Origin of the sequence: Saccharopolyspora griseoalba, assembly GCF_042665275.1 — a bacterium.
GTDB classification, from domain to species: Bacteria; Actinomycetota; Actinomycetes; order Mycobacteriales; family Pseudonocardiaceae; genus Saccharopolyspora; species Saccharopolyspora griseoalba.
In genome coordinates, this window is record NZ_JBHTCJ010000006.1 from 132,180 (window position 1) to 157,496 (window position 25,317).

Here is a 25,317-nt window from a genome sequence, read left to right on the forward strand (position 1 = left end):
TGAACGGGCGGGAATTACGGAACCACCGCATACTCGCTTCTCGGAACGCTCCGATCACCGTGCCGATCCCCGAAGCGAGGTCATCAATGCCGTTCCGCACCGCCGCCCGGCTGGGCGCCTCCGCCGCGCTGACCGCCGCCCTGCTCCCGCTGACCGCCCCCGCCGCCGTCCCCGAACCCGCCCCGGAGAACGAGACCGAGACCGTGCGCGTGCCGCTGGGCGACGTGACCGCCGACCGCGCGGGCGCGCGCCTGGTGCGCACCGGCACGCGGTTCGAGATGATCGGCCTGACCTGGACCGGGCCGGCCCCGGACCGCGTCGAGGTGCGCACCAGGACCGCGGACGGGTGGAGCCGCTGGACGGCGCTGGAGGCGCTGCCGGAGAGCCGCGCGACCGAGCCCCTGTGGACCGGTGACGCCGACGAGGCCCAGGTGCGCGCGACCCGCGACCGCGCGGACGTCACCGACCAGCTGGAGTTCGTCGGGATCAACCCGCCGAACGCCTCCCCCGGCTCGCCGCAGGCCACCTCCCCGGGCGCCGAAACCGTCCCGGGCGCGCCCCGGGTGGTCAACCGCGCGCAGTGGGGCGCCGACGAGAGCGACATGACCTGGGCCCCGGAACCGACCTCGCTCAAGGCGACCACGGTGCACCACACCGCGGGGAGCAACGACTACAGCTGCGCCGACTCCGCGACGATCGTGCGCGGCATCTACCACTACCACGCCGTCGAGCTGGGGTGGGGCGACATCGGCTACCACGCGCTCGTGGACGAGTGCGGCACGATCTTCGAGGGACGCTCGGGAGGCATGGCCGGCGACGTCGTCGGCGGGCACGCGGCCGGTTTCAACCGGCACACCTTCGGGATCTCGATGATGGGCAACTTCGACCGGGCCCAGCCCTCGGCGGCGACCGTCGAGTCGGTCTCGCACCTGGCGGCCTGGAAGCTGGACACCGCCCAGATCCCGGCCGACGACCGCACCCGCCTGGTCTCCGAGGGCGCGAGCAGTTCCAAGTACCCCGAGGGCGCTCCGGTGGACCTGCCGGTGATCTTCGCCCACCGCGACGTCAGCAAGACCGCCTGCCCCGGCGAGCTCGGCTACGACCGCCTCGGGGAGATCCGCTCCCGGGCGGTCGCGCTGCAGCGCGCGCAGCAACCGTGAGCGGGCGTTCTGGCTGGTCGCGGGCGATTTATCCCGGCTTCACCTGATCGGGTCGAAGCGGGCTCGGCCGGGGCAGTACGGTCGGTGCCGTGCGAGTAGGGATCGTGATCTTGCCTGAACACCGGTGGTGGGCCGCCGAACCGCTCTGGCGGATGGCCGAGGAGTACGGCTTCGCCCACGCCTGGACCTACGACCACATCGGGTGGAGGTCCTTGGTCGACAAACCGTGGTTCGACGCGGTCCCCACCCTGACCGCGGCGGCCACCGTCACCTCGACGATCCGCCTGGGCACCCTGGTCGCGTCGCCGAACTTCCGGCACCCGGTGCAGTTCGCCCGCGAGCTCACCGCGCTCGACGACATCTCCGACGGCCGGATCACCCTCGGCGTCGGCGCGGGCGGCGCGGGCTTCGACTCGCAGGTGCTCGGCCAGGAGGAGCTGTCGGTCGAGCAGCGCTCGGACCGGTTCGGCGAGTTCGTCGAGCTGCTCGACCAGATCCTCACCCACGACCAGACCGACTACGACGGCGAGTACTTCAAGGCCGTGCAGGCCCGGCGCGCGCCCGGCTGCGTGCAGCTGCCGCGGGTCCCGTTCGTCGTCGCGGCCAACGGCACGCGCTCGATGCGGCTGGCCGCCCGGCACGGTCAGGGCTGGGTGACCACCGGCCGCGGCGGGGACACCGAAGAGGCCTGGTGGCAGCGGGTCGCCGAGCTCTCGCTGCGGTTCACCGACATCTGCCACGAGCACGAGCTCGACCCGCTGCGCGTGCCGCGCTACCTGCAGGCCGACGCCGCCCCGGAGTTCGCGCTCGACAGCGTGGAGCGCTTCCGCGACGTCGTCGGCCGCGCCGCCGAGCTCGGATTCACCGACGTGATCACGCACTGGCCGCGCAACGACAGCCCCTACGCGGGCTCGGAGACCACCGTCGAGGAGATCGCCAGCGAGGTCCTCCCCGAGCTCTGACCCCGTCGAGAACCGCGGAATCCCGCCCCGTCGAGAGCAGCTGCTCTCGACGGGGCGGGATTCCGCGGTCGGTCCTCGTCGTTTGGGGCGGTCGGTGCGGTGGGTAGTCACCTCGGCAAGGAGGTGGCGATGATGTCGATGCGGAGCAGGGTGCGGGTCCTGCTGGACGAGGCGGGGACCACGTTCGCCGCCGAGGCCGGCATCAGCATGCTGAACAAGCCCCGGCCGCTGTACCGGCTGCTGGTGCTGTCGGTGCTGCTGTCCACCCGGATCAAGGCCGAGCTGGCGGTCGCGGCGGCCCGCGAGCTCGCCGATTTCGGCACCCCGGAGCGGATGTTCGAGGCCACCTGGCAGCAGCGGGTCGACGCGCTGGACCGCGCGAACTACACCCGCTACGACGAGAGCACGTCGAGCGCGCTGGGGCGCGGTGCCGAGCTGGTGCTCGACGAGTACCGCGGCGATCTGCGGCGGATGCGCGCCAAGGCCGACGGCGACATCGAGGAGCTGCACCGGCTGCTGACCGCGCTGCCCCGGCTGGGCCCGGTGGGCGCGGACGTGTTCTGCCGCGAGGTGCAGCTGGTCTGGCCCGAGCTGCGCCCCTACTTCGACGACAAGGCGCTGGTCGGGGCCGAGAAGCTGGAGCTGCCGACCGATCCGCACCAGCTCGCCGAGCTGGTGGAGGGGCACGAGCTGGCGAAGCTCGCCGCCGCGCTGGTGCGAACCGGCAAGTCGCGCTCGCTGGCCGCCGAAGTGACCGACGTGGCGCGGACCTGAACCTCCCCGGCCGACGGTGCTCGCGCCCGCGGTCGAGGAGGAACCGCCGTCACTTCACCGGTTCGAGGACCTCCCGGCCGCCGAGGAACGGGCGGAGCGCCTCCGGGACGCGCACCGAACCGTCGGCCTGCTGGTGGTTCTCCAGGATCGCCACGATCCAGCGGGTCGTGGCCAGCGTGCCGTTGAGCGTCGCGGCGAAGCGGGTCTTGCCGCTCTCGTCCCGGTACCGGGTGCCCAGCCGCCGCGCCTGGAAGGTGGTGCAGTTCGAGGTGGAGGTCAGCTCGCGGTAGGTCGCCTGGCTGGGGATCCAGGCCTCGCAGTCGAACTTGCGGGCCGCGCTGGCGCCGAGGTCGCCGGCCGCGGTGTCGATCACCCGGTAGGGCACCTCGATCTTGGCCAGCATCTCCTCCTCCCAGGCCAGCAGCTTCTGGTGCTCGTCCCGCGCGTCCTCCTCGCGGCAGTAGACGAACATCTCCAGCTTGTTGAACTGGTGCACCCGGATGATGCCGCGGGTGTCCTTGCCGTAGGAGCCGGCCTCCCGGCGGAAGCAGGTGGACCAGCCGGCGTAGCGGGCGGGCCCGGCGCCGAAGTCCAGGATCTCGCCCGAGTGGTACCCGGCCAGCGGCACCTCGGAGGTGCCGACCAGGTAGGCGTCGTCCTCCTCCAGGTGGTAGATCTCGCTGGAGTGCGCGCCGAGGAACCCGGTGCCGTCCATGATCTCGGGCCGCACCAGCACCGGCGGGACGACCAGGGTGAAACCGGCCGCGGTCGCCTGCGCGGCGGCCATGTTCAGCAGCGCCAGCTCCAGCTGCGCGCCGACCCCGGTGAGGAAGTAGAAGCGGGCGCCGGAGACCTTCGCGCCGCGCTCCATGTCGAAGGCGCCGAGCGCGTTGCCCAGGTCCAGGTGGTCGGCGACCTCGAAGTCGAACTCCGGCGGCACGCCGACGTGCTTGAGCACCGCGTAGTCGTCCTCGCCGCCCGGCGGGACGTCCGGCTCCACGACGTTGGACAGCACCTTCTGCAGGCGCTGCAGCTCGGCGTCGGCCTCGTTCTGCTCGGCCTCGGCCTGCTTGACCTGCGCGGCCAGCTCCTTGGCCTGGGCGAGCAGCGCGTCGCGCTCCTCGCCCTGGGCCTTGCCGACCTGCTTGCCGAGCGCCTTCTGCTCGGCGCGCAGGTTGTCCGCGCGACTGACCGCGGACCTGCGACGCTCGTCGGCGGACAGCAGCGCGTCCACCGCGGACGCGTCCTCACCCCGCGCGCGCTGCGAAGCGCGCACCGCTTCCGGATCATCGCGTAGCGTCTTCAGGTCGATCACAGCTGGTCAGCCTAGCCGCCTCGGCCGAGGATCGACGGGCGGGGTGCCGGAGCCCTCTTCATCAGAAGTCCCCGGTGGGGTGGGGAGGCCGAAGGCCTTTTTTCATCAGAAGTCCCCACGAGCACTCCGCGCTCGTGGGGACTTCTGATGAAAAAAGGCACGCACCGTCGTGCAACCGCACGCGCCGCTCGCGCTATCGCGGGATCCGGTGCGGGACGAAGGCGGCGCCGTCGTCGGTGATCAGCCCCGCCGTCTCGCGGATCCCGAGGCCGGCCGACTCGTCGCCGACGACCCACGCGCCCAGCGCGGGCCGCATCCCGTCGAACTCGGGCAGCGGGTCGAAGGCCTGGTAGACGAAGCCCTCGTCGCCGTAGACACCGCCGGTGGCGGTCTCCCAGCCGGGCGCGACGATGCTGACGTTGTTGCCCTCGCGGCCCAGCTTCGGCTTGCGCACGTACTCGGTGAGCAGGCCCGGCTGGTCGAGGAAGGTCGGCAGCAGGTTCGGGTGGCCCGGGTGCATCTCCCACAGGATCGCCAGCAGCGCCTTGTTGGACAGCAGCATCTTCCACAGCGGTTCGATCCACTGGGTCGCGGGGAGCGAGTTCACCGCGTGCTCGCCGAAGGCGTCGTCGACCATCCACTCCCAGGGGTAGATCTTGACCACCGTGTTCATCGGCGCTTCCTCGAGGTCGACGAAGCGCTCCAGCAGCCCGTCCCAGCCGATCTCCTCGATGGCCAGGCCCACCGTGTCCAGTCCGGACTCGGCGGCGGTCTCCTGCAGGTAGGCGGCGGTGATGTGGTCCTCGCCGGTCGGTTCCTGCCCGGACCAGCTGAAGTGCACCTCGTTGGTGGCCAGCCGCTGGGAGATCTCCGACCAGCGCTCGACGAGCTTCTCGTGGATGGAGTTCCACTGGTCGTCGCCCTCGTGGCACTCGGTCAGCCAGTGCCACTGCACGACCGCAGCCTCCAGCAGCGAGGTCGGCGTGTCGGCGTTGTACTCCAGCAGCTTGGCCGGTCCCGAGCCGTCGTAGCGCAGGTCGAACCGGCCGTAGAGGTGCGGATCGCCGCGCTTCCAGGACTCCGCGATGTGCGGCCACACCCGCTCCGGGATGCCGAAGTCCTTGTAGCGCTCGGTGGTGATCACGTGGTCGACGGCGTCCAGGCACATCGACTGCAGCAGCTCGACGTCGGCCTCCACCGCCAGCACCTCGTCGAGGTCGAACTCGTAGTGCACGCCCTCGTCCCAGTAGGGCCGGGCGCTGCCGTCCGCCGCGCGGGCCGGGGTGCCGAAGACCAGCCCCAGCTCCTCGGTCTTGCGCTGCCAGTCCGGCCGCCGGGCCGTGGTCCTCCGCTTCACCCGTCAGCTCCCGCTGCCGCCGGTCTTGCTGGAGATGCCGAACCCGCCGCGCTGCACGGTCGATCCCGAGGTGTTCTTGATCGTCGAGCCGGACGGCTTGTTGAACGTCGAGCCGGTCGCGGTGGACCCGACCCGCGGCGCCGGGGTGCCGGGCGAGGTGTAGGCGTAGCGGTACTGCGGCACGGGCGGACCACCGATGAACAGCGGCATGAACATCATGCCGCCGCTGACGTAGCCGCCCTGGCTCTCCACGTGCTCCGGATCGCAGTTCTGGTCCTCGGCGCGAACGCCCGGCTGCTGCTCGCCCTCCTCGATGGTCGCGCAGTACTGGGTCGCGGCGTTCGCGCTCGCGCTGACCTCGGAAGCGGTGTACATCGCGGCGACCAGGGCGACCACGCCGACGGTGGCGCCGCCGCCGATCAGGGCCTTGCGGCGCTTGGCGGTCTTGACCGCTTCGGCCTCGCGGGCGGCCGCCTCGGCCTCCTGCCTGCGCTGCTCGGCGTTCTGGCGAGCGCGCCGCTCGGCGAGCGTGGGCTCGCGCGGCGTGGTGCTGTCCGGGTCCTGGTAGCGGATGCGGCCCCGCCCGTCCTCGGGCTGGGGCACCTGCTGGGTCGGCTCTTCGGGTTTGTTGTCGCCCTCGGGCTCGTTGTCTGCCACCGGCATCTCCGTCGTCACCACTGCTCCCGCACGCAACAGTACTCGCACCGGTGACGCGTCCGGCAACGAATCGGTTCCGAACCGCGGGGCGCTTCCGAGCACCCGGGCGGGTGATTGGGCATGATGTGTTCGATGCCCTCGAACCGGTCGACCCAGCGCAAGCAGAACACCTCCAGGATCGTGCTGATCGCCGCCGCCGTCGGCGCGCTGGTGTTCCTGGGCGCCAGCGTGCTGCTCAACTGGCCGACCGGCGGGTCCGGCAGCGTCGGCGGCTCCGGCAAGTTCGGCTCCGCGCCCGCCCCGGACGTCGCGTTCGAGGCCAAGGCGGGCGAGTGCCTGACCTGGGCGGAGCCGGACGCCTCGGACATCCGCAAGGTGACCTGCGCCGAACCGCACCTGTTCGAGGTCACCGGGCCGTTCGACCTCAAGGCCGAGTTCCCGCCCCAGGCGCCCTACCCGAACGCCGAGCAGTGGCAGGAGCTCAAGCAGCAGCGCTGCATCGAGGTCACCGACCAGTACCTGCAGGGCGAGTTCGACCCCAACGGCCGGTTCAGCATCGGCGCGTTCACCCCGAGCCGGGAGAACTGGCAGGACGGGGACCGCACGCTGCACTGCGGGCTGCAGGAGCCCGGGCCGTCCGGGAAGCTCTACCCGATCAAGGGCGAGGCGCGGGAGATGGACCAGTCCAACGTGTACCCGGCGGGCCGCTGCCTGGGCATCAGCGGCACCCGGATCTGGGACCCGGTGGCCTGCTCGAAGCAGCACTCGGTGGAGATCACCGCGGTGGTCAACCTCGCCGAGCAGTTCCAGGAGGGCTACCCCTCCGAGGAGGACCAGGACGGCTTCCTGGCCACCAAGTGCGCGGAGCTCACCGCCGGCTACGCGGGCGGACCCGCCGTCGCCAAGGACAAGGGGCTGATCGTGTTCTGGGACACCATGCCCGAGGAGAGCTGGAACGTCGGCTCCCGCCAGGTCAACTGCAAGCTCGGCGTTCCGCTGCCGGACGGCAGCGGCCTCGCGCCGGTGACCGGCAGCGTCAAGGGCGAGGTCAAGGTCGGCGAGCGACCGGCCGCGGAGCACAGCACCCCGACCCAGCCGGGCGCTCCGGCGACCCGGCCGCGCTGATGCCGGTCGAGATGACCCGGGCGCGGTTCGAGGAGCTGGTCTCCGACGCCCTGGACCTGCTGCCGGCGGAGTTCGCGCGCGCGATGAACAACGTGGTGGTGCTCGTCTCCGACCACCACCCGGAAGAGCCCGAGCTGCTCGGGCTCTACGAGGGCGTGGCGCTGACCGAGCGCGACCACGACTACGCCGGCGTGCTGCCGGACCACATCACGATCTTCCGCGAACCGCTGCTCGACATGTGCGACACCGAGCAGGACGTCGTCGACGAGGTCGCGATCACCGTGGTGCACGAGATCGCCCACCACTTCGGCATCGACGACGACCGGCTGCACGAGCTCGGCTGGGGCTAGGCGCCGCCCGGCCAGCGGTGCGGGAGGCGGAGCGGTCTCAGCGGATGCCGTCCCAGGACAGGCAGGTCCAGCCGGTCGGGGTCTCCGGGGTGGATTCGAGCACGATCAGGCCGGTGTTGGGCAGGTGGTGCGCGCTGGCCGCGTCGTGGTCGATCTCGACCAGCGCGCCGGCGACCAGCCGCAGCATCGCGCCGTGGCTGACCATCACCACCGAGCCCGCGTCGACGTCCCGGATCGCGCCGCGCGCGCCCTCCAGGAAGCGGGCCACGGCCTGCCGCGCGGTCTCCCCGCCGGGCATCGGCAGGTCCAGCTCGCCGTGCTGCCAGCGCTGGTAGATCTGCTCGAAGGTGCCCAGCGCCTCCGGGGTGCCCAGCGCCTCCAGCTCGCCCACGTAGATCTCGTGGGTGCCCTCGGCGATCTGCACCTCGACGCCGTGGTGGGCGGCCAGCGGCGCGGCGGTCCGCTGCGCGCGCAGGGCGCGGCTGGCGTGCACCGCGACGACCTTCTCGTCGGCCAGCCGCTCGGCCAGCGCCTCCGCCTGCGTCTCGCCGAGCTCGGTGAGCCCCGGTCCCGGCGGCAGCGTGTCGAGGATCTTGGCGACGTTGGCCGGGGTCTGGCCGTGGCGCGCCAGGATGAGGCGCACGCCGGCCGGGGCGGTGAGTTCGAATCCGTTGGTCACGCCAGGCGTCCTTCCCGTACTGCTTCCAGCCATCGCGCCGACTTGTCGAAGGCCTGCTCGGAGGCGGCCGAGCGGACGTAGCCGGGTTTGCGGTCCGCCTTCGGGTAGGAGCCGAGGAACCGGACGGTCGAGCAGCGCCGCTTGAGCGCGGCCAGGGCCTCCCCGATGCGCGTGTCGGCCACGTGCCCGTCGAAGTCCAGGAAGAACCGGTAGTGCCCGAAGCGGTCCTTGACCGGCCGGGACTCGATGCGGCTGAGGTTGATCCCGCGCAGCGACAGCTCGGCCAGCATGTCGGCCAGGGTGCCCACCTCGTCGCTGATCACCGCGCAGATCGAGGTGCGGTCGGCGCCGGTGGGCTCGGGCAGCGCCCCCGGCTTGCGCACCAGCAGGAAGCGGGTGACCGCATCGGCGACGTCGGCGATGCCGTGCTCCAGCCGGACCAGCGACGGGTAGTGCTCGCGGGCGACCGCGGCCGAGATCGCCGCGTCGAACTCGCCGTTGGCGACGGCGGCGGCCGCCGCCGCGGTGGAGGCCACCGCGTGCTGCTCGGCCTTGGGCAGGTTCTCGCCCAGCCAGCCGCGCACCTGCGCGAGCGCGTGCGGGTGACTGGCCACGGTGTTCACCTGGGAGAGTTCCAGGCCCGGCCGGGCGAGCACGTCGAACTGGACCGGGACCATCGTCTCGGCGACCGCGACCAGCGGGTCGTCCACGGTCAGCGCGTCCAGGGTGGCGGGCACCGAGCCCTCCACGGAGTTCTCCACCGGCACCCCGGCGGCCAGCACCTCGCCGGACCGCACCGCGGCGAGCGCCACCGGCACGCCCTCGTAGGGGACGAGATCGGCTTCGAAGTCCGCGGTCAGCCGCCTGGTGGCTTGTTCGGTGAACGTGCCCGGCGGCCCGAGGTAGGCGATTTCTGGCACGCCACCAGGTTACGGACGCGCGCCACCGCACCCGCCCCGGCCCGCGCCAACGCTGCGTGATCGTCGTCGGACACCACCGCGTGGCCTAACGGCACGTCGTCGCGGATGTGACCTACCCAATGCCACTACGCGGCGCATTCCTGCGATGCTGTGTGACGTGACCGCAGATTCGGAGCGCTCATCGGCGGAAGGAGCGGAGCCGGAGCTGCAGCTCGTCCTCTGCGCGTTGGACGAGCCGCTGGCCGCAGCCTGGCACGAGATCGCAGGCGGCCGGCCCGGCCTTTCCGTGCACCAGGGCTCGGTGCTGGACGCGCGGGTGGACGCGGTGGTCAGCCCGGCCAACTCCTACGGCTGGATGCGCGGTGGCATCGACGCGTTGTACGCCCGCGCCTTCCCGGAGGTCGAGGAGCAGGTGCGCAGCGCCGTGCTCGCCTACCACGGCGGCGAGCTGCCGGTCGGCGAGGCGCTGCTGGTTCCCACCGGGGTCCCCAGTCCCATCTGGTTGATCAGCGCGCCGACCATGCGCGAGCCCGGCGAGGTGCTGCCCGCGGACACGGTGCACCCGTACCTGGCCGCGCGGGCGGTGTTCCGGCTGTGGGCCAGCGCGGTGCTGGACAACGGCGCGCCGGTGCACCAGGTGGTCCGCTCGATCGCGATGCCCGGCCTGGGCACCAGGACCGGTGGCGCGGCGCCGGAGCTGTGCGCGCGGCAGGTCGCCGCGGCGTGGGACGAGGTCTTCGCCGGCGTCGATCTCCGGTGATCAGGCGCGCCCCCGCCGCAGTGAGTACCGTCGGGCGCACCGGCTGACACCGAGGAGGTACCGCGAATGCTGATCCGCCGCTTGGCCCGCCCGATGCTCTCCGCGATCTTCATCTTCGGCGGCATCAACACGCTGCGCGACGCGCCCAACCACGCCAAGGCCGCCGAACCGCTGCTGGACAAGGCCCGCCCCGCCGTGGACGCGCTGCCCGCGCAGGTGCCCACGGACCCGCAGACGCTGGTGCGCATCGACGGCGCGGTCAAGGTCGGCGCCGGTGCGATGCTGGCGCTGGGCAAGTTCCCCCGGCTGTCGTCGTTGCTGCTCGCGGGAAGCATCGTCCCGACGACGCTGGCCGCGCACGCCTACTGGGAGTACGAGGACCCGCAGGAGCGCGCGGCCCAGCAGGTCCACTTCATGAAGAACCTGGGCCTGCTCGGCGGCCTGCTGCTGGCGTCGGTGGACACCGGCGGCAAGCCCTCGGTGGGCCACCGCGCCAAGGTCAAGGCCGAGAAGGCGAAGAAGAAGGCCGCCAAGAGCGCTGCCAAGGGCAAGGCCGCCGCCAAGGCGAAGAAGTAACCCCTCGCCGTCGGACCACCCGGAAGCGTTCACTAGCGTGGGGTGCGTGCCGGTGAGGGTGCTGTTGGTCGATGACCACGAAGTGGTCCGGCGGGGTCTGCGCGACCTGCTGGACACCGAGGACGACGTCGAGATCGTGGCCGAAGCGGGCGGCGTCGGCGAGGCGCTGACGCGTGCCCGGGCCACCGAGCTCGACGTGGCGGTCATCGACATGCGGCTGCCCGACGGCGACGGGCTGGAGCTGTGCTCCCGGCTGCGCGAGCTGCCGGACGCGCCCTACTGCCTGGTGCTGACCGCCTTCGACGACGAGCAGGCGCTGGTCGGCGCGATCAACGCCGGCGCATCCGGGTACCTGCTCAAGCAGGTGCGCGGGCAGGACCTGGTGAACGCGGTGCGCGAGGTGGCCGCGGGCCGGTCGCTGCTGGACCCGGTGACCACCGGGCGGGTGCTGGCCCGGCTCCGCCAGTCCAGCAATCCGGAGCCCGACGAGCTCGCCGAGCTGACCGAGCGGGAACGCCGGGTCCTCGACCTCATCGGCGAGGGGCTGACCAACCGGCAGATCGCCGAGCGCCTCTTCCTCGCCGAGAAGACGGTGAAGAACTACGTCACCTCGGTGCTGGCCAAGCTCGGCATGGAGCGCCGCACCCAGGCCGCGGCCTGGGTCGCCCGCCGCCAGGAGAAGTCCTAGGACGGCTCGGCGAGGAGGCCCTTTGAGAGCCTCTTTTCATCAGGAGTCCCTCCCCGAGTTGGCCTGGCCAGTTCACTCTCCGGGGACTGTTGATGAGAAGAGGCACGCCGCTCGCGGGGTTTCTGAAGAGTGCGCTGCTCTACACACCCGCCAGGGGGACTTCCCAGGTGACCGTGGTGCCGCTGTCCGGCGAGCTGGCGATCTCGCAGCGGCCGCCCGCGGCGACCGCGCGCTCCTCCAGGTTGCGCAGGCCGCGCTTGCTGACGTCGCGGGGAATCCCGCAGCCGTCGTCGACGACCTGCAGGCGCAGCCCCGAGGACGAGCGGCGCACCCGCACCAGCACGGTGCGCGCCCCGGAGTGGCGCACCACGTTGGACAGCGCTTCGCGCAGGGCGGCGCGCGCGTGATCGGCCACGCCGACCGGCACGTCGGAGAGATCGCCGTCGATCTCCAGCTTCGGCGGACGTCCCATCAGCTCACCGGCGATGCGCACCTCGGAGCGCATCGAGTCGTCCAGCGCGGGCACCTGCTCGGAGGTGTCCGGGTCGGGCGCTCGCAGCGTGCGGGCGGTGGCCCGGACCTCGGCGATGGCCTGGTCGATCTGCTCGACGGTCTCGGTCAGCCGCTGCGCGTCGGAGGCTCCCAGGTCGCCGGAGACGCGTCGCTGCAGCACGTCGAGCTGCACGCCCGCGGCGTAGAGCCGCTGCACGATCACGTCGTGCAGATCGCGCGCGATGCGCTCGCGCTCCTGGTAGACGGCGATGCGCTGGCGCGCGGTGGACCCCTCGGCGAGCACCAGCGCCAACCCGGCCTGCGCGGCGAACGAGGTCAGCACGTCCACCGCGACCCGGTTGAAGGTGTTCGCCCCGCGCCGCCGGTAGACCGCCAGCGCGCCGAGCCGCCGCTCGCTGGTGCCGAACGGGGCGACCGCGAACGGCCCGTACACCCGCAGCGCGGCCGGCACGTAGGGCGCGGTGAGCGGATCGTCGATGAGGTCGTCGACCACCACCGGAACGCCGCTGCGCGCCACCCGCGCGGCCGCCGACCGCGAGGACAGCACGGTGCCGACCGGGTCGGCGAGCGGCCCGGTGGCGCTGGGCGCGCCGTAGGCGGCCTCGACGGTCAGCCTGCCGTCGTCGTTGCGGACGGTGACCACGCCCAGATCGGCCTCGGCCAGCTCCGCGGCGCGGCGCACGACCAGCGGCAGCACGCCCTCCGGATCTTCCGAGGACAGCGCTGCCCTGGTGATCTCGGTGGAGGCGGCGAGCATGCGGCTGGCGAGCGTGGCATCCATGTCCCCGTCGAGGCTATAGCTCCCGGACTGGTCGTGTCGGGTGCCGCGGCTGCGGTTCACGACACACCGCGCAGGGCTCGGACACCGCCGTCGGCGGCGTGCCACACCTGATCGGCGTGCTCGGCCTCGGCGCGGCGGTGCGTGACGTGCACGACGGTGCGCCCGGCCAGCCGCTCGCGCAGCCGCCGCAGCAGCGCGTCGGCGGTCGCCTCGTCGAGATGGGCGGTGGGCTCGTCCAGCAGCAGGACGTCGGCCTCGGCCAGCAGCGCGCGGGCCAGCGCCAGCCGCTGCGCCTCGCCGCCGGAGAGCTCCGCCCCGCCGCTGCCGACCATCGTGCCCAGGTCCCAGCCCGGCAGGCCCGCGGTGCTCAGCGCCTCGGCGAGCTCGGCGTCGGTGGCGCGCGGCGCCGCCAGCCGCAGGTTCTCCCGGATCGTGGTGCTGACCAGCTGCGGGTCCTGCGGGCACCAGGCCACCCGCGCGGGCGTGCGGGCGCTGCCGCGCTCCGCGGGCAGGAACCCGAGCAGCAGGGCCAGCAGCGTGGACTTGCCCGCCCCGGAGGGGCCGACCAGCGCGACGTGCGATCCGGCGGGCACCTGCAGGTCCAGCTCGCGCAGCACCGGCTCGCCACCGGGCCAGGCCACGTCGACGCCGCGGAGCTCGATCTCGCCGCCGGTGCCGCCGCGCTCCTCCGGTTCCCCGGTCTCGGCCAGCAGCGGGGCCAGTCGGGAGTGCGCGGCGCGCAGCGAGCTCCACTGCTGCGCGGCGGGCGGCAGCAGCGCGACGGCCTCCGCCGCGGCCAGCGGGACCAGGGCCAGCACCGGCGCGAGCTCCGGGGCGAGCCTGCCCTGCTCGACGGCGATCGCGGCGAACCAGGTGCTGCCCAGCACCGCACCGCCGATCAGCAGGGTGTGCACCGCGGTGGCGGCGCCGGCGCCGAAGGCCGCGCGGCGAGCGCGGGCCGCCAGCCCGGCGTAGGCCTCGGCGAGCTCGGCGCGGCGCCGGGCGTGCGCGCCGAAGGCGAGCAGTTCGGCGGCCCCGTCGAGCAGCGCCAGCACCCGGGTCGCCACCTCGCGGCGGCCCTCGGCGACCGCGGCGCTGGCGCGGCGCTCGGTGACGACCGAGGTCAGCGGCGCGGCCAGCGCGGTCGGCAGCGCGGCCCCGGCCAGCACCAGTCCGGCCTCGGGCAGCACCAGCAGCTGCAGGAGCACCGCCGAGACGAGCACCGCACCGGCGATCAGCGGGGGCAGCAGCACGCGCGGGATCAGGTCCCGGACCGCGTCGACGTCGTCGACCAGCCGCGCCAGGCCCTCGCCGCGGCGCAGCCCGGCGGTGCGGGCCGGGCCGAGGCGGACCAGCGAGGCCCACAGGCGCTCCCGCAGGTCGCCCGCCAACCGGAAGGCTGCGTCGTGGGTGACCAGGCGCTCCAGGTAGCGCAGCACCGCGCGGGAGAGCGCGAAGGTGCGCACCCCGACCACGGCCACCGACAGCGTCAGGATCGGCGGTTGCTGGGAGGCGCGGGCGATCAGCCAGGCCGAGGTGGCGGTCAGCGCCAGCCCGGACAGCAGGGACAGCGCGCCGAGCCCGGTACCGGCCAGCACCCGCCAGTCGACGAGGTCCCGCAACCGGCCGCCGCTGGCGGCGGCCCCGGACTCGGCGGGCTCGGCGACCGGGACTTCCGGCGCGGGTTCCGGCGAGGCGTCGGCGAGGCGGTGCGCGGCCAGCACGACGATCGCCCCGGCCTCGGCCGCGCGATCGATCGCGGCCTCGACGCGGGCGGCGGTGGCCGGGTCGAGGTGCGCGGTGGGTTCGTCGAGCAGCAGCACGGTGGCGGTGCCGCGCAGCCGCAGGAAGGCGCGGGCGACCGCGACGCGCTGGCGCTCCCCCGCGGACAGCTCGTCGATGCGGCGGTGCCGCAGGTGCCCGGCGGCGGCCTCGTCGAGCGCCTCGTCGACGTGCGCGGACAGGTCCGGCTGGTCGGCGGTGGCGATCTCGAGCTCCGCGGCGACGGTGCCGCCGGTGAAGCTCGGTCGCTGCGGCACCCAGGCCACCTGCCTGCGCCACTCCCGGACGTCGCCCACCTCGCCGCCGAAGGTGACGGTGCCGGATTCCGGCGCGGTGAAGCCCAGCAGCACCGACAGGGTCGTGGACTTCCCGCTGCCGCTGGGCCCGATGCCGTCGAACCCGGCCAGCCGCAGCACCTGGCCGGGCAGCGCGGTGAAGCTCAGCCCGTCCGGGGCGAGCCCGTCGCGGCGGCGCACCCGCAGGTCGGTGACCCGCAGGCCCGGCAGGGCCGAGGCGGCGACGGCGAAGTCGTGGTCCGCGGTGTCGGCCAGCGCCAGCTCGACGCGGCGGACGGCCTCCACGCCGTCCTCGCTGGCGTGGTGCGCGGCGCCGGCCGCGCGCAGCGGCAGGTAGCACTCCGGCGCCAGGATCAGCACCAGCAGCCCGACCGAGAGGTCGAGATCCCCGGAGACCAGCCGCAGCCCGATGCCGACGGCCACCACCGCCACCGACAGCGAGGCCGCCAGCTCCAGCACCAGCGCGGACAGGAACGCGATCCGCAGGGTGGCCACGGTGCTGCGCCGGTGCTGCTCGCCGACCTGGCGCACCACCTCGCGCTGCGCCCGCGCGCGCCCGAAGGCGGTGAGCACCGGCAGCGCGCGGACCAGTTCGAGCATCCTGGCGGACAGCCGGTGCTGGGCGTCGGTGGCGCGCGCCGTGCGCTGCTCGGTGAACTTGCCGACCAGCCAGGCGAACAGCGGGATCAGCGGCACGGTGAGCACCACGACCAGCGCCGAGACCCAGTCCGACCACAGGATCCAGGCCCCCACCAGCGGTGGCACCACCGCGGCGGTGACCAGCGCGGGCAGGTACTTGGTGAAGTAGGCGTCGAGCGCGTCGAGCCCCTTGGTGGACAGCGCGGTCAGCTCCGCCCGGCCGCGCCGCGAGATCCACTCCGGGCCGCGGCGCAGCGCGGCGTCCAGCAGCAGGGCGCGCAGCTCCTCCTTCGCGCCGGCCGCGGCGCGGGCCGAGACCGCCTCGGTGGCCCAGCCCAGCACCGCCCTGGCGAGCACGGCGAGGGCCAGCACCACCATCCGGTCGGTGATCGCGGTAGCCGGGACGTCGCGCACGACCACATCGGCCAGCGCGCTGCCCAGCGCCCAGGCCTGCGCGATCAGCGCGGCCGCGTTGCCCGCCGCCAGCAGCCCGCCGGCGATCAGCGCGCGCCGCGCGGCGGGCGAGAGCCGCGGCAGCGCGCCGAGCGGCCCGCTCACGGCGCGTGCACCGGCGGGATGTGCTTGGTGCCGATGCGCTTGCGGAACACCCAGTAGGTCCAGCCCTGGTAGATCAGCACCGCCGGGGTGCCGAAGGCCGCGACCCAGGTCATCACGGTCAGCGGGTAGTCGCTGGCCGCGGTGTCCTGGATGGACAGCGAGAACGCCGGGTCCAGGGTCGACGGGATGACGTTCGGCCACAGCGTGCCGAACAGCGTCACCACCACCCCGGTCAGCGCGACGCCCTGCAGGAAGAAGGCCTGGCCCTCCCGGTCGGCGTGGACCCGGGCCAGCCCGATCAGGCCGGCCAGCAGCGCGATGACCAGCGGGACCCAGGTCCAGGTCTGCCCGCCGCGGAACTGCGCGACGAGCACCAGGGCGGCCAGCGGCAGCAGCAGCGGGATCCCCGCGCGCAGCGCGAACCGGCGGGCGCGCAGCCGCATCTCGCCCTCGGTCTTGAGCGCCAGGAAGATCGCGCCGTGCAGCATCGAGAACGCCACCAGGGCGATCGCGCCGAGCGTCGTCGGCAGGCTGAAGATCGTCCACCAGCCGCCGACCCGGTCGCCGTTGGCGTCCAGCGGCAAGCCGAAGACGTTGGCCGACAGCACCAGTCCGACCACGGCGGGCGCGATCCAGGACGCCAGCACGATCACCGCGTCCCAGGTGCGCCGCCAGCGGTCGGAGTCGACCTTGCCGCGGTACTCGAAGGCCACGCCGCGCCCGATCAGCGCGAGCAGCAGCAACAGCAGCGGCAGGTAGGCGGTGGAGAACAGCGAGGCGTACCAGCCGGGGAAGGCCGCGAAGGTGGCGCCGGCCGCCACGATCACCCAGACCTCGTTGCCGTCCCAGACCGGACCGATGGTGTTGATCAGCACCCGGCGCCCGGTCTCCGAGCGGCCGAGGACGGGCAGCAGCATGCCGACGCCGAAGTCGAAGCCCTCCAGGAAGAGGTAGCCCAGCCACAGCAGGGCGATCACGAGGAACCAGAAGGTGGGCAGATCCATCTCGGGCCTCTCAGTACGCGAAGGACAGGGCTTCGTCGGAGTCCGACTCGCCTTCGGGCTTCTCCGGTGGCATCACGGCCTCGAAGCCGCCGCGGGCGAACCGGATCATCAGGAAGACCTCCACGACCAGCAGCACGCCGTAGAGCGCGGTCAGGCTGATCACCGAGGTCAGCATCTCGCCGGGAGCGACGCCGGAGGACACCGCCGAGGCGGTGTACATGTAGACCCCGTCGACCCCGGAGGGGTTCGGGTTCGGCGCCACCACGAACGGCTGGCGACCCATCTCGGTGAACACCCAGCCCGCGATGTTGCCCGCGAACGGCGCGCCGATGCCCAGCAGCGCCAGCGGCGCCCAGAACTTCCCCTCGGGGAAGCGCTGCTTGCGGGTCAGCCACAGCACCGCCACGCCGCCGAGCGCGGCCAGACCGCCGAAGCCGATCATGAACCGGAATCCCCAGTAGGTCACCGGCAGCAGCGGCTGGTAGTCGATCGGCTGGCCCGCGTACTGCCCCAGCCGCGGGTCGTCCGGGTAGTGCGTGCCGTACTTGGCCTGGTACTCCGGGATCAGCTCCTGCACGCCGTCGACCTTGCTGGTGAAGTCGCCCTCGGCCAGGTAGGACAGGATGTAGGGCACGGTCAGGCTCTTCACGCCCTCGCAGTCCGGACGGCTGACGTCGCCGACGGCGAAGACCGAGAAGCTGGCGGGCTCCTCGCTGTGGCACAGCGCCTCGGCCGAGGCCATCTTCATCGGCTGCTGGTCGAACATGAGCTTGCCCTGGATGTCCCCGCTGATGGCCAGCCCGGCGAAGGCCACCACCGCGACCCAGGCGCCGAGCCGCATCGAGCCGTGCCAGGTGCGCCGGTCCTCCTCGTCGATCGGCTCGCCGCTGCTCGCCGCGCGCTTGCGCTGCCGGGCGATCTGCCAGGCGGCGATGCCGATCAGGAACCCGCCCGCGACGGCGAAGCAGCCGAAGACGGTGTGCGGGAAGGCCGCCAGCACCGTGGAGTTGGTCAGCACCGCCCAGATGGAGATCAGCTCCGGCTTGCCCTCGACCATCCGGATGCCCACCGGGTGCTGCATCCACGAGTTGGCCGCCAGGATGAAGTAGGCCGACAGCACCGTCGCCAGCGAGAACGCCCAGGCGCAGGCCAGGTGCACGCCCTTGGACAACCGGTCCCAACCGAAGATCCACAGGCCGAGGAAGGTGGACTCGACGAAGAACGCGAGCAGCCCCTCCATGGCCAGGGGCGCGCCGAAGACGTCGCCGACGAACCGGGAGTACTCGCTCCAGGCCATGCCGAACTGGAACTCCTGCACGATCCCGGTGACCACGCCCATGGCGAAGTTGATCAGCATCAACTTGCCCCAGAACTTGGTCATCTTCAGGTATCGGCGGTTACCGGTGCGGTACCAGGCCGTCTGCATCCCGGCGACCAGGATCGCCAGTCCGATGGTCAGCGGCACCATCAGGAAGTGGTAGACGGTCGTGATCCCGAACTGCCAGCGCGCGATGTCGAGCAGATCCACGACCCCAGCCTGCCGGGCACCGCTGAGGGTGCGCAGAGGCGGGGTACCCCATTCCCACGGTCGAGTGTCCCGGTCCGACCAGGACCAAGGTCCTTCGAGACGCTCCGCGACGGCACCGCGGGCTGGACCGAACGATTCGGTGACATTACCTCGGAAGTGAGCTCGGTCAACAGCCCTTTCGGGCGGCCGGCCCGCGCGGCGGCCGGTGCCGGCTCAGCGCAGCGCCTCGGCGACGGCCTCGGCCGCGTCGACCACCTCGGGCCCGACCTCGTCGGCGTCGAAGGGCTGCAGCGCAACCACGCCGACCGAGGCGCGCAGCCCGGGGACGGTGCGCACCGGGGCGGCCACCCCGAACGCGCCGGGCTGCAGATCGCCGGAGCTGACCACCCAGCGCGGACCGCTCGGCGGCAGGTCCACGGCGCGACCGGCCGCACCGCAGTGGATCGGGTGCCTGCTGCCCACCCGGTAGGAGACGTGGTAGCTGGTCCAGGTCGGCTCGACCACGGCCACCGCCTGCGCCTCGGTCCCGTCGGCGACCGTGAGGTGCGCCGTGGCGCCGACCTCCTCGGCCAGCGCGCGCAGCGCGGGCGCGGCCGCCACCCGGAGCTGCGGCAGCACCCGCCCGGCCAGCCACAGCACGCCGAGACCGAGCCGCACCCGCGACCCCTCGCGGCGCACCAGCCCGCGCGCCTGCAGCGGCCCGAGCAACCGGTACACGGCCGCGCGGCTCACCCCGATGCGGCCGGCGAGATCGCTGATCGTCGGCGCCTCGCTCTCGGCGTCGGCGACCGCCTGCAGCAGGCTCAGCCCCCGCTCCAAGGTCAGCGAGCTCTCCCGGGCCGGTTCCCCGGGCACGGCTCGCAGCGGATCGGGCTGTGCCACCGCGTCACCTCCGAACAGCCGCGAGCACCGTTCCGGTCACCTCGCCCAGACCCACGGCGGAGCCGTCCGGTCCGGGGGCGCTCCCGCTCAGTGTCACCCGGTCGCCGTCCTGGAGGAAGGTCCGCTGCTCGCCGTCGGCCAGCGTGATCGGATCGGAACCGCCCCAGGTCAGCTCCAGCAGGCAGCCGCGCTGCTCGCGCTCCGGCCCGGAGACCGTGCCCGAGGCGTACAGGTCGCCGGGGCGCACCGGGGCGCCGCCGACGGTCAGGTGCGCGAGCTGCTGCGCCGCCGACCAGGCCATGTGCTCGAAGCGCGGGCGGGCCAGCAGCGTCTCGTTGCAGCGCACCTCCAGGGCCAGGTCCAGGCCCCAGGGCTCCTCCTCGACCAGGTAGGCCTGCAGCGGGAACTCCGGCTTCGGCACCGGGATGCGGGCGTGCTCCAGGGCCTCCAGCGGGGTGATCCAGCCGGACATCGAGGTGGCGAAGGACTTGGACAGCAGCGGCCCCAGCGGCTTGGACTCCCAGCTCTGGATGTCCCGCGCCGACCAGTCGTTGACCAGCACCGCGCCGAAGACGTGCTCCGGGAAGTCGGCGGTGCTCAGGTGCGCGGCCGGCTCCCCGCCGCAGACGAAGCCGACCTCGGCCTCGAAGTCCAGCCTGCGGGTCGGGCCGAAGGCCGGCTGCACGTCGCCCGCGGTCTTGCGCTGCCCGCTGGGCCGGTGCACGTCCGTGCCGGAGACGTGCACCGTGCCGGCGCGCCCGTGGTAGCCCAGCGGCAGGTGCTCGAAGTTCTCCGGCAGCGGCGAGGAGCCGCGCCGCAGGATCCGCCCGGTGTTCTCCGCGTGGTACCGGGAGGAGTAGAAGTCGACGAAGTCGCCGACGGTGAACGGCATGGCCAGCGTGTGCCAGTCGGTGCGCACCAGGTTCGCCCCCGGCGGCGCCGAGTCGGCGGTGACGATGGTGCGCAACCGCTCCCGCAGCTCCCGCCAGGCCTCCCGCCCAGCGGCCAGCAGCGGGTCGAGGGAATCGCCGACGACCAGTTCGGACAGCCGCGGCCCCAGCTCGCCCGCGATGTCGCGCAGCGGCAGCGCGTGGCGCCCCACCCGCACCGCGACCACCGGCCCGTTCCCGGTGGTCAGAACCCCGTACGGCAGGGTCTGCGGGCCGAAGGGCCGATCCGGGGCGAACTCGGGGTCGGCGATCCAGGTCACAGCAAACCCAATCCTTCCAGCTCGGCGACGGGGTCCTTCAGCGAGCACGAGCCGTAGGAGGAGAACACGTCTCGCACCGCGTTGGCCGCGTCGTCGGACAGCGCGCGGGCCTCCTCGGCCAGCGCGGCGCCGTCGGTGCTCTCCAACGCCGCCCGGACATCCTTGCCGGAAAGCGAGCGCGCGGTCGCGACGAGCAGGTTGAGGAAACCGTGATGGGTGAATCCGGTGTCCGGGTCGGTGGCTCGCACGGCCGCGTGCAGCCCGGTGGTGGACTTGAACGGCACCTCCAGCGAGCCCGCGACGGCCAGGAAGTCGGTGACCTCCTCGACCGAGGGGATCGCGCCCGCGGTCTGCCCGCCGGTGCGCAGCTTCGGCCAGCAGCCGTGCTCGGCGACGCGGCGGACCGCGTCCAGCCACTCCTCGCTGCCGCGGCGGGGCTCGACGACCCGGATGATGTCCTCGGGCACGAACTCCGAGACCCGCTCCAGCCAGACGTCGTCGACGTCCGGCGGGCAGGGCATCTCGACCATCCGCAGGGCCAGCAGCTCCTGGCGGCCCTCGATGATCGACAGCGACTTGGGGACGCCCCCGAGCCCGGTGTCGCACACCAGGGACAGCGGGATCGGGTTGGCCGGCTTGGCCTTCGCCAGTTCGGTGATCAGCTCGGCGAGCCGGGACGCCGGGCACAGGATCGGGCCGAGCATCCCGGCGTAACCACCGGCGCGCGCGTCGAGGTGGTCGACCACGGCCTGCTCCACCGCGACGCCCACCTCTCTGGGGCTCCCGGGCGGGAACAACGCGGCGTCGTCAACCAGACGGGCGAACAGTGGTGGGATGCCGCGCGGACCGGGCGCGCGAAGCTCTACAGCGCTTGACACGGAAGACACGCTATTGCAGTCGCGCCGAGTGAACAAAGATGCCCGATAAACGGACGCCCGGGCGGGTCATGCGCGCCTCCCTCGTCGGATTCGGCCGCCATCATGCACCCAGCGCAATCGGTCATATCCACCCCCTCAGGCGACAGTACAAACAAGGCCGCCGACGCGCCGGGGCGAGCCTGCCCCGATTGGGCCCTCCGCTCCCGCTCCGGCCCTGGTAGTAAGGGAGTGGCGCGCACCCGCGCGGGATTTGAACCGCACGGACGTCGGTGTTAACTTAGGCTTGCCTAAGTTGGAGGTGAGCGGTGGGCGAGACGAAGACGCGCAGGCCGGCCAGTCCCAGTGCCGCGGAGCGAGCCCGGAGCATCGCCAAGCGCGGGGGCAAGGCCGCCCTGCTGCCATCCGGCGAGTCGGCGGAGCGGGTCACCCCGCACCTGCACCACGTGCACCCGGACGGCACGGCCACGATCCTGCTCCCCGACGACCACCCGCTGATCGCCGCGACCTGGCACGCCCCGCGCGGCGAGGTCGCCGCCGTCCTCGAACTCGCCGACCCGACCCCGGTGCGGCTGCGCGAGCCGGTGCGCGGCCTGCTGTGGCTCACCGGCTGGCTGCGCCTGCTGGACGCCGACGAGGCGCACCACGAGGTGCTGTCCGTGGTCGACGACCGCCCCGACCCGCGACTGCTGGACGCCGGGCACACCGCGAAGGTGCTGCGGCTGGAGTCGGCCTCGATGGTGCTCGCCGACGCCGAGGGGACCTCCTCGATCGAGGCGCCGGACTTCCGCTCGGCCACCCCGGACCCCTTCTGCACCTACGAGGACGCGTGGCTGCGGCACCTGGAGCTGTCCCACCGCGACGTGGTCGGGCTGCTGGCCCGGCACCTGCCGGAGGAGCTGCGCGGCGGGCACATCCGGCCGCTGGGCCTGGACCGCTACGGCCTGCGGCTGCGGGTGGAGTCCGCCGACGGCGACCACGACGTCCGGCTGGGGTTCTCCCAGCCCACCGACACCACCGAGCACCTGGGCAAGGAGCTCCGGCGCCTGGTCGGCTGCCCCTTCCTCGCCGAGCAGCGCCGCGACGAGCCCTGAGGCTCGCACGCTTCGCTCAGCAGCAGTCCCGGCGCGGAGCACGCCGGGACTGCTGCTGAAGGAGGGCCACCGCTGCCCCGAAGCAGCTAGGAGACCTCGTCGGAGAACCAGCTGGCCACTCGGGTGATCCGGCCGTCGCGGAAGCGGAGGCGCTCGGTCCCGGGGCCCTGCAGGACGGCGTCGGCGATCTCCGGGTTGCGGGTGACCAGCCACAGGAAGGCGTGCGCCACGGTCCACGCCCGCCCGGTGCGGGTGCCGTCGGCGAAGTGCACGTGCAGCCCGCCGGGCTCGCAGTGCCGCAGCTCGACGAGGACGCCGTCCCGGATGGCGAAGAAGTCGCCGTCCTCGTCCGCGCTGTTGAACGAGTCGAATCCGCGCACCTCGCCCAGCACCCTGGCGGCGAGGGCGGGCAGCACCGAGGCGGCCGGTTCGGCCCGGGGCGTGCCCCACAGGAATACGTCCACCGCCACCTCCTCGCTTCACCGACTGGGACGTCTCCACCGCGGCGGTTCCGGGGCTCGGCCGCTCCCGTTCTTCGCGGTTCTCGGCGTGCGGCAGTCTGGCACGGACATCCGGGTAGCGTTCACCCGGTGAGCACCATGCGCGCCTGGCTGAGCCCGTCCCGCCCCGGCCGCCCCGAGGCGCTCGCCGATCCGGCCGAGCGCAGGGCGATCGTCATCGAGCTGGTCGTGGTGTTCACCGTGACCCTCGGCCTGTCCGGGCTGCGGAGCCTGGTGTCGCTGCTGGACTCGCTGCTGCGCCCGGAACCGCTGTCCCAGCAGCAGGTGGCGATCAACGCGCCGCGGGCCGACCTCGGCCCGCTGGACATGCTCGCGCAGCTGGTGGGCGTGCTGCAGCTGGTGGCCTGGGGCGCGCTCGGGCTCTACCTGCTGTGGCGCGGCGGGATCGCCCTGCACCGGATCGGCCTGGACCGCACCCGCCCCCGCCGGGACCTGCTCGGCGGCGCGGGGCTGGCCGCGCTGATCGGCATCCCCGGGCTCGGGTTCTACCTTGTGGCGCACGCGCTGGGCCTGAGCCTGACGGTGGCGCCCTCGACCCTCGGCGACGCGTGGTGGCGCGCCCCGGTGCTGGTGCTGTCGGCCTTCGGCAACTCCTTCGCCGAGGAGGTGCTGGTCGTCGGCTACCTGCTGACCCGGCTGCGCCAGCTCGGCTGGGGCGAGAACCGGTCGCTGCTGGTCGCCGCGGTGCTGCGCGGCAGCTACCACCTCTACCAGGGCTTCGGCGGCTTCGTCGGCAACCTGGTGATGGGGCTGGTCTACGGCCGGGTGTGGCAGCGGACCGACCGGCTCTGGCCGCTGATCGTCGGGCACGCGCTGATCGACGTGGTGGCCTTCGTCGGCTACGCCGGTCTCAAGGGGCAGGTGGCCTGGCTGCCCTGACCGGCGCTTCGATCCGGGCATCCGGCGCAACAGATCACCGATTCAGGCCACCCGCAAGTTAACGGCCGATCGAAATGGGCCGCAACTGACGACGTTTCGGTGCGCCCGGAGCTAGTCTGCCGACGTGACTCGACCGCATGTGGAGAGCGAGGTCGGCCCGCTGCAGTCGGTGGTGCTGCACCGGCCCGGCGCCGAGCTCAAGCGCTTGACCCCGCGCAACAACGACCAGCTGCTGTTCGACGGGATCCCGTGGGTGGACCGGGCGCAGGAGGAGCACGACGCGTTCGCCGAGGTGCTGCGCGGGCGCGGCGTGGAGGTGCTGCTGCTGCGCGACCTGCTCGCCGAGGCGCTCGCCGACGCGCGGGCGCGCGCCGCCGCGGTGCACGCCGGCGTCGACGAGCGGCGGCTCGGCGGCGACATCGCCGACACGCTGCGCTCGCACCTGGGCAGCGCGGACGACGCGACGCTGGCCGGCGTCCTCATCGCGGGCATGACCTTCGAGGAGCTGCCCGCCGCCGAGGGCGCGTCGCTGGTCCGGCGGATGCACCACCCGCACGACTTCGCCATCGAGCCGCTGCCGAACCTGCTGTTCACCCGGGACTCCTCGGCCTGGATCGCCGATCGGGTGGCGATCGCGGCGCTGGCCATGCCCGCGCGCAAGCGGGAGTCGGCGCTGACCGACCTGATCTACGCGTACCACCCGCGCTTCCGGCACGCCTCGCGCGCCTACGGCGCGCACTCGGCACCGGTCGAGGGCGGCGACGTGCTGCTGCTCGCCCCCGGCGTGGTCGCCATCGGCGTCGGGGAGCGCACCAGCCCGGCGGGCGCCGAGTCGCTTGCCCGCTCGATGTTCGCCGACGACCTGGCGCACACCGTGCTGGCGGTGCCGATCGAGCAGCAGCGGGCTTCGATGCACCTGGACACCGTGTGCACGATGGTCGACACCGACAAGGTCGTGATGTACCCGGCGATCCGGGACTCGCTGCGGGCCTACACGCTGCGGGCCACCGACGACAAGCTCGACGTCGCGGGCCCCTCGCCGTTCCTGGAGGCCGCCGCGGACGCGATGGGCATCGACCGGCTGCGGGTGATCGACACCGGCCTGGACCCGGTGACCGCCGAGCGCGAGCAGTGGGAGGACGGCAACAACACGCTCGCGGTCTCACCGGGCGTGGTGGTGGCCTACGAGCGCAACGCGGAGACCAACGCGCGCCTGGAGGAGGCCGGCATCGAGGTGCTGCGGATCTCGGGTTCGGAACTCGGTTCCGGCCGGGGCGGACCGCGTTGCATGTCCTGCCCGATCAGCCGCGCCGCTTTGCCCCGCTAACGCGGGACACCGAATCGGGTGAACCTTTGGTGGTGTGCCGAATCATATTTCCGAAACGCTCGGGACTCGCAGCGGCCGACGACATCCGCGGAGTGCTCCAGCAGA

At 73.0% G+C, this 25,317-nt stretch carries 24 protein-coding genes; 11 read left to right on the forward strand and 13 right to left on the reverse strand.

Annotated elements, in window-relative coordinates:
- The first annotated feature begins 86 nt into the window (after window positions 1-86).
- The 3 genes from ACFQRI_RS13560 to ACFQRI_RS13570 all read left to right on the forward strand — a co-directional run bounded on the left by ACFQRI_RS13560 (window position 87) and on the right by ACFQRI_RS13570 (window position 2,896).
- Window positions 87-1,160, forward strand: coding sequence for a peptidoglycan recognition protein family protein (locus ACFQRI_RS13560; RefSeq protein WP_380668309.1), 1,074 nt, complete (start codon window positions 87-89; stop codon window positions 1,158-1,160).
- 89 nt (window positions 1,161-1,249) lie between these two features.
- The gene (locus tag ACFQRI_RS13565; protein WP_380668311.1) at window positions 1,250-2,122 is read left to right on the forward strand and encodes an LLM class flavin-dependent oxidoreductase; all 873 of its coding nucleotides are present in this window, start codon (window positions 1,250-1,252) and stop codon (window positions 2,120-2,122) included.
- 132 nt (window positions 2,123-2,254) lie between these two features.
- Window positions 2,255-2,896, forward strand: coding sequence for an endonuclease (locus ACFQRI_RS13570; RefSeq protein ID WP_380668733.1), 642 nt, complete (start codon window positions 2,255-2,257; stop codon window positions 2,894-2,896).
- Window positions 2,897-2,945: 49 nt separating this feature from the next.
- Here the strand turns inward: ACFQRI_RS13570 and serS are convergent, their stop codons facing one another.
- From serS to ACFQRI_RS13585, 3 genes are all read right to left on the reverse strand, one after another.
- Window positions 2,946-4,211 carry a serine--tRNA ligase gene (gene serS / locus ACFQRI_RS13575; protein ID WP_380668314.1) on the reverse strand — a complete coding sequence of 422 codons (1,266 nt, stop codon included), beginning with the start codon at window positions 4,209-4,211 and terminating at the stop codon, window positions 2,946-2,948.
- Window positions 4,212-4,404: 193 nt separating this feature from the next.
- A complete protein-coding gene (locus ACFQRI_RS13580; RefSeq protein ID WP_380668316.1) occupies window positions 4,405-5,568 on the reverse strand; it encodes a glutathionylspermidine synthase family protein in 1,164 nt (387 codons plus the stop codon).
- Between the two features lie 3 nt (window positions 5,569-5,571).
- Window positions 5,572-6,231, reverse strand: coding sequence for a hypothetical protein (locus ACFQRI_RS13585; RefSeq protein ID WP_380668735.1), 660 nt, complete (start codon window positions 6,229-6,231; stop codon window positions 5,572-5,574).
- 126 nt (window positions 6,232-6,357) lie between these two features.
- Between ACFQRI_RS13585 and ACFQRI_RS13590 the strand changes: the two genes are divergently transcribed.
- Window positions 6,358-7,350: a septum formation family protein gene (locus ACFQRI_RS13590; protein ID WP_380668318.1), complete on the forward strand. Its 993-nt coding sequence runs from the start codon at window positions 6,358-6,360 to the stop codon at window positions 7,348-7,350.
- Window positions 7,350-7,700 (forward strand): metallopeptidase family protein, encoded by a 351-nt coding sequence (locus ACFQRI_RS13595; RefSeq protein ID WP_380668320.1) that lies wholly within the window; start codon window positions 7,350-7,352, stop codon window positions 7,698-7,700. The genes ACFQRI_RS13590 and ACFQRI_RS13595 overlap by 1 nt, the downstream gene beginning before the upstream one ends.
- Window positions 7,701-7,737: 37 nt before the next feature.
- Here the strand turns inward: ACFQRI_RS13595 and ACFQRI_RS13600 are convergent, their stop codons facing one another.
- Both ACFQRI_RS13600 and pheA read right to left on the reverse strand, forming a co-directional pair.
- Entirely contained in the window at window positions 7,738-8,379 is a 642-nt protein-coding gene (locus ACFQRI_RS13600; RefSeq protein ID WP_380668322.1) for a histidine phosphatase family protein, read from the reverse strand.
- Window positions 8,376-9,299, reverse strand: coding sequence for a prephenate dehydratase (gene pheA / locus ACFQRI_RS13605; protein ID WP_380668324.1), 924 nt, complete (start codon window positions 9,297-9,299; stop codon window positions 8,376-8,378). The genes ACFQRI_RS13600 and pheA overlap by 4 nt, the downstream gene beginning before the upstream one ends.
- A 157-nt stretch (window positions 9,300-9,456) precedes the next feature.
- Here pheA and ACFQRI_RS13610 point away from each other — a divergent pair, with 157 nt between their 5' ends.
- The 3 genes from ACFQRI_RS13610 (at window position 9,457) to ACFQRI_RS13620 (ending at window position 11,323) form a co-directional block, all read left to right on the forward strand.
- Window positions 9,457-10,059 (forward strand): macro domain-containing protein, encoded by a 603-nt coding sequence (locus ACFQRI_RS13610; RefSeq protein WP_380668327.1) that lies wholly within the window; start codon window positions 9,457-9,459, stop codon window positions 10,057-10,059.
- 66 nt (window positions 10,060-10,125) lie between these two features.
- Window positions 10,126-10,635: a DoxX family protein gene (locus ACFQRI_RS13615; protein WP_380668329.1), complete on the forward strand. Its 510-nt coding sequence runs from the start codon at window positions 10,126-10,128 to the stop codon at window positions 10,633-10,635.
- A 46-nt stretch (window positions 10,636-10,681) separates the two neighbouring features.
- Entirely contained in the window at window positions 10,682-11,323 is a 642-nt protein-coding gene (locus tag ACFQRI_RS13620; protein WP_380668331.1) for a response regulator, read from the forward strand.
- A gap of 139 nt (window positions 11,324-11,462) precedes the next feature.
- Here ACFQRI_RS13620 and ACFQRI_RS13625 read toward each other — a convergent pair whose 3' ends face one another.
- From ACFQRI_RS13625 to ACFQRI_RS13655, 7 genes are all read right to left on the reverse strand, one after another.
- Window positions 11,463-12,617, reverse strand: coding sequence for a GAF domain-containing sensor histidine kinase (locus ACFQRI_RS13625; protein WP_380668333.1), 1,155 nt, complete (start codon window positions 12,615-12,617; stop codon window positions 11,463-11,465).
- 56 nt (window positions 12,618-12,673) lie between these two features.
- On the reverse strand, window positions 12,674-15,892 hold the full coding sequence (gene cydD / locus ACFQRI_RS13630; RefSeq protein ID WP_380668335.1) for a thiol reductant ABC exporter subunit CydD: 3,219 nt from the start codon (window positions 15,890-15,892) through the stop codon (window positions 12,674-12,676).
- Complete coding sequence (gene cydB, locus ACFQRI_RS13635; RefSeq protein ID WP_380668337.1) at window positions 15,889-16,896, reverse strand: cytochrome d ubiquinol oxidase subunit II; 1,008 nt, start codon at window positions 16,894-16,896, stop codon at window positions 15,889-15,891. The genes cydD and cydB overlap by 4 nt, the downstream gene beginning before the upstream one ends.
- 10 nt (window positions 16,897-16,906) lie before the next feature.
- The gene (locus ACFQRI_RS13640; RefSeq protein WP_380668339.1) at window positions 16,907-18,424 is read right to left on the reverse strand and encodes a cytochrome ubiquinol oxidase subunit I; all 1,518 of its coding nucleotides are present in this window, start codon (window positions 18,422-18,424) and stop codon (window positions 16,907-16,909) included.
- A gap of 213 nt (window positions 18,425-18,637) precedes the next feature.
- Window positions 18,638-19,306: an IclR family transcriptional regulator gene (locus tag ACFQRI_RS13645; RefSeq protein WP_380668341.1), complete on the reverse strand. Its 669-nt coding sequence runs from the start codon at window positions 19,304-19,306 to the stop codon at window positions 18,638-18,640.
- 4 nt (window positions 19,307-19,310) lie between these two features.
- Window positions 19,311-20,516 (reverse strand): fumarylacetoacetate hydrolase family protein, encoded by a 1,206-nt coding sequence (locus tag ACFQRI_RS13650; RefSeq protein ID WP_380668343.1) that lies wholly within the window; start codon window positions 20,514-20,516, stop codon window positions 19,311-19,313.
- Window positions 20,513-21,394: a hypothetical protein gene (locus ACFQRI_RS13655; protein ID WP_380668345.1), complete on the reverse strand. Its 882-nt coding sequence runs from the start codon at window positions 21,392-21,394 to the stop codon at window positions 20,513-20,515. Before ACFQRI_RS13655 ends, ACFQRI_RS13650 begins: the two co-directional genes overlap by 4 nt.
- A gap of 305 nt (window positions 21,395-21,699) precedes the next feature.
- Between ACFQRI_RS13655 and ACFQRI_RS13660 the strand changes: the two genes are divergently transcribed.
- Window positions 21,700-22,485 carry a DUF2470 domain-containing protein gene (locus ACFQRI_RS13660; RefSeq protein WP_380668347.1) on the forward strand — a complete coding sequence of 262 codons (786 nt, stop codon included), beginning with the start codon at window positions 21,700-21,702 and terminating at the stop codon, window positions 22,483-22,485.
- A gap of 86 nt (window positions 22,486-22,571) precedes the next feature.
- On the opposite strand, the gene ACFQRI_RS13665 is transcribed toward ACFQRI_RS13660, so the two are convergent.
- The gene (locus ACFQRI_RS13665; protein WP_380668349.1) at window positions 22,572-22,949 is read right to left on the reverse strand and encodes a hypothetical protein; all 378 of its coding nucleotides are present in this window, start codon (window positions 22,947-22,949) and stop codon (window positions 22,572-22,574) included.
- Between the two features lie 135 nt (window positions 22,950-23,084).
- Here ACFQRI_RS13665 and ACFQRI_RS13670 point away from each other — a divergent pair, with 135 nt between their 5' ends.
- Window positions 23,085-23,885: a CPBP family intramembrane glutamic endopeptidase gene (locus ACFQRI_RS13670; protein WP_380668737.1), complete on the forward strand. Its 801-nt coding sequence runs from the start codon at window positions 23,085-23,087 to the stop codon at window positions 23,883-23,885.
- Between the two features lie 139 nt (window positions 23,886-24,024).
- Window positions 24,025-25,212: an arginine deiminase gene (locus tag ACFQRI_RS13675; protein WP_380668739.1), complete on the forward strand. Its 1,188-nt coding sequence runs from the start codon at window positions 24,025-24,027 to the stop codon at window positions 25,210-25,212.
- The last annotated feature ends 105 nt before the right edge of the window (window positions 25,213-25,317 follow it).

What these genes read in the sequence shown, in the direction of transcription:
- ACFQRI_RS13560 (WP_380668309.1), top strand. Translation starts at nt 87, where the DNA reads ATGCCGTTCCGCACCGCCGCCCGGCTGGGCGCCTCCGCCGCGCTGACC.
- ACFQRI_RS13570 (WP_380668733.1), top strand. Translation starts at nt 2,255, where the DNA reads ATGTCGATGCGGAGCAGGGTGCGGGTCCTGCTGGACGAGGCGGGGACC.
- ACFQRI_RS13585 (WP_380668735.1), bottom strand. Translation starts at nt 6,231, where the DNA reads ATGCCGGTGGCAGACAACGAGCCCGAGGGCGACAACAAACCCGAAGAG.
- ACFQRI_RS13590 (WP_380668318.1), top strand. Translation starts at nt 6,358, where the DNA reads ATGCCCTCGAACCGGTCGACCCAGCGCAAGCAGAACACCTCCAGGATC.
- ACFQRI_RS13595 (WP_380668320.1), top strand. Translation starts at nt 7,350, where the DNA reads ATGCCGGTCGAGATGACCCGGGCGCGGTTCGAGGAGCTGGTCTCCGAC.
- ACFQRI_RS13615 (WP_380668329.1), top strand. Translation starts at nt 10,126, where the DNA reads ATGCTGATCCGCCGCTTGGCCCGCCCGATGCTCTCCGCGATCTTCATC.
- ACFQRI_RS13625 (WP_380668333.1), bottom strand. Translation starts at nt 12,617, where the DNA reads ATGGATGCCACGCTCGCCAGCCGCATGCTCGCCGCCTCCACCGAGATC.
- cydB (WP_380668337.1), bottom strand. Translation starts at nt 16,896, where the DNA reads ATGGATCTGCCCACCTTCTGGTTCCTCGTGATCGCCCTGCTGTGGCTG.
- ACFQRI_RS13670 (WP_380668737.1), top strand. Translation starts at nt 23,085, where the DNA reads ATGCGCGCCTGGCTGAGCCCGTCCCGCCCCGGCCGCCCCGAGGCGCTC.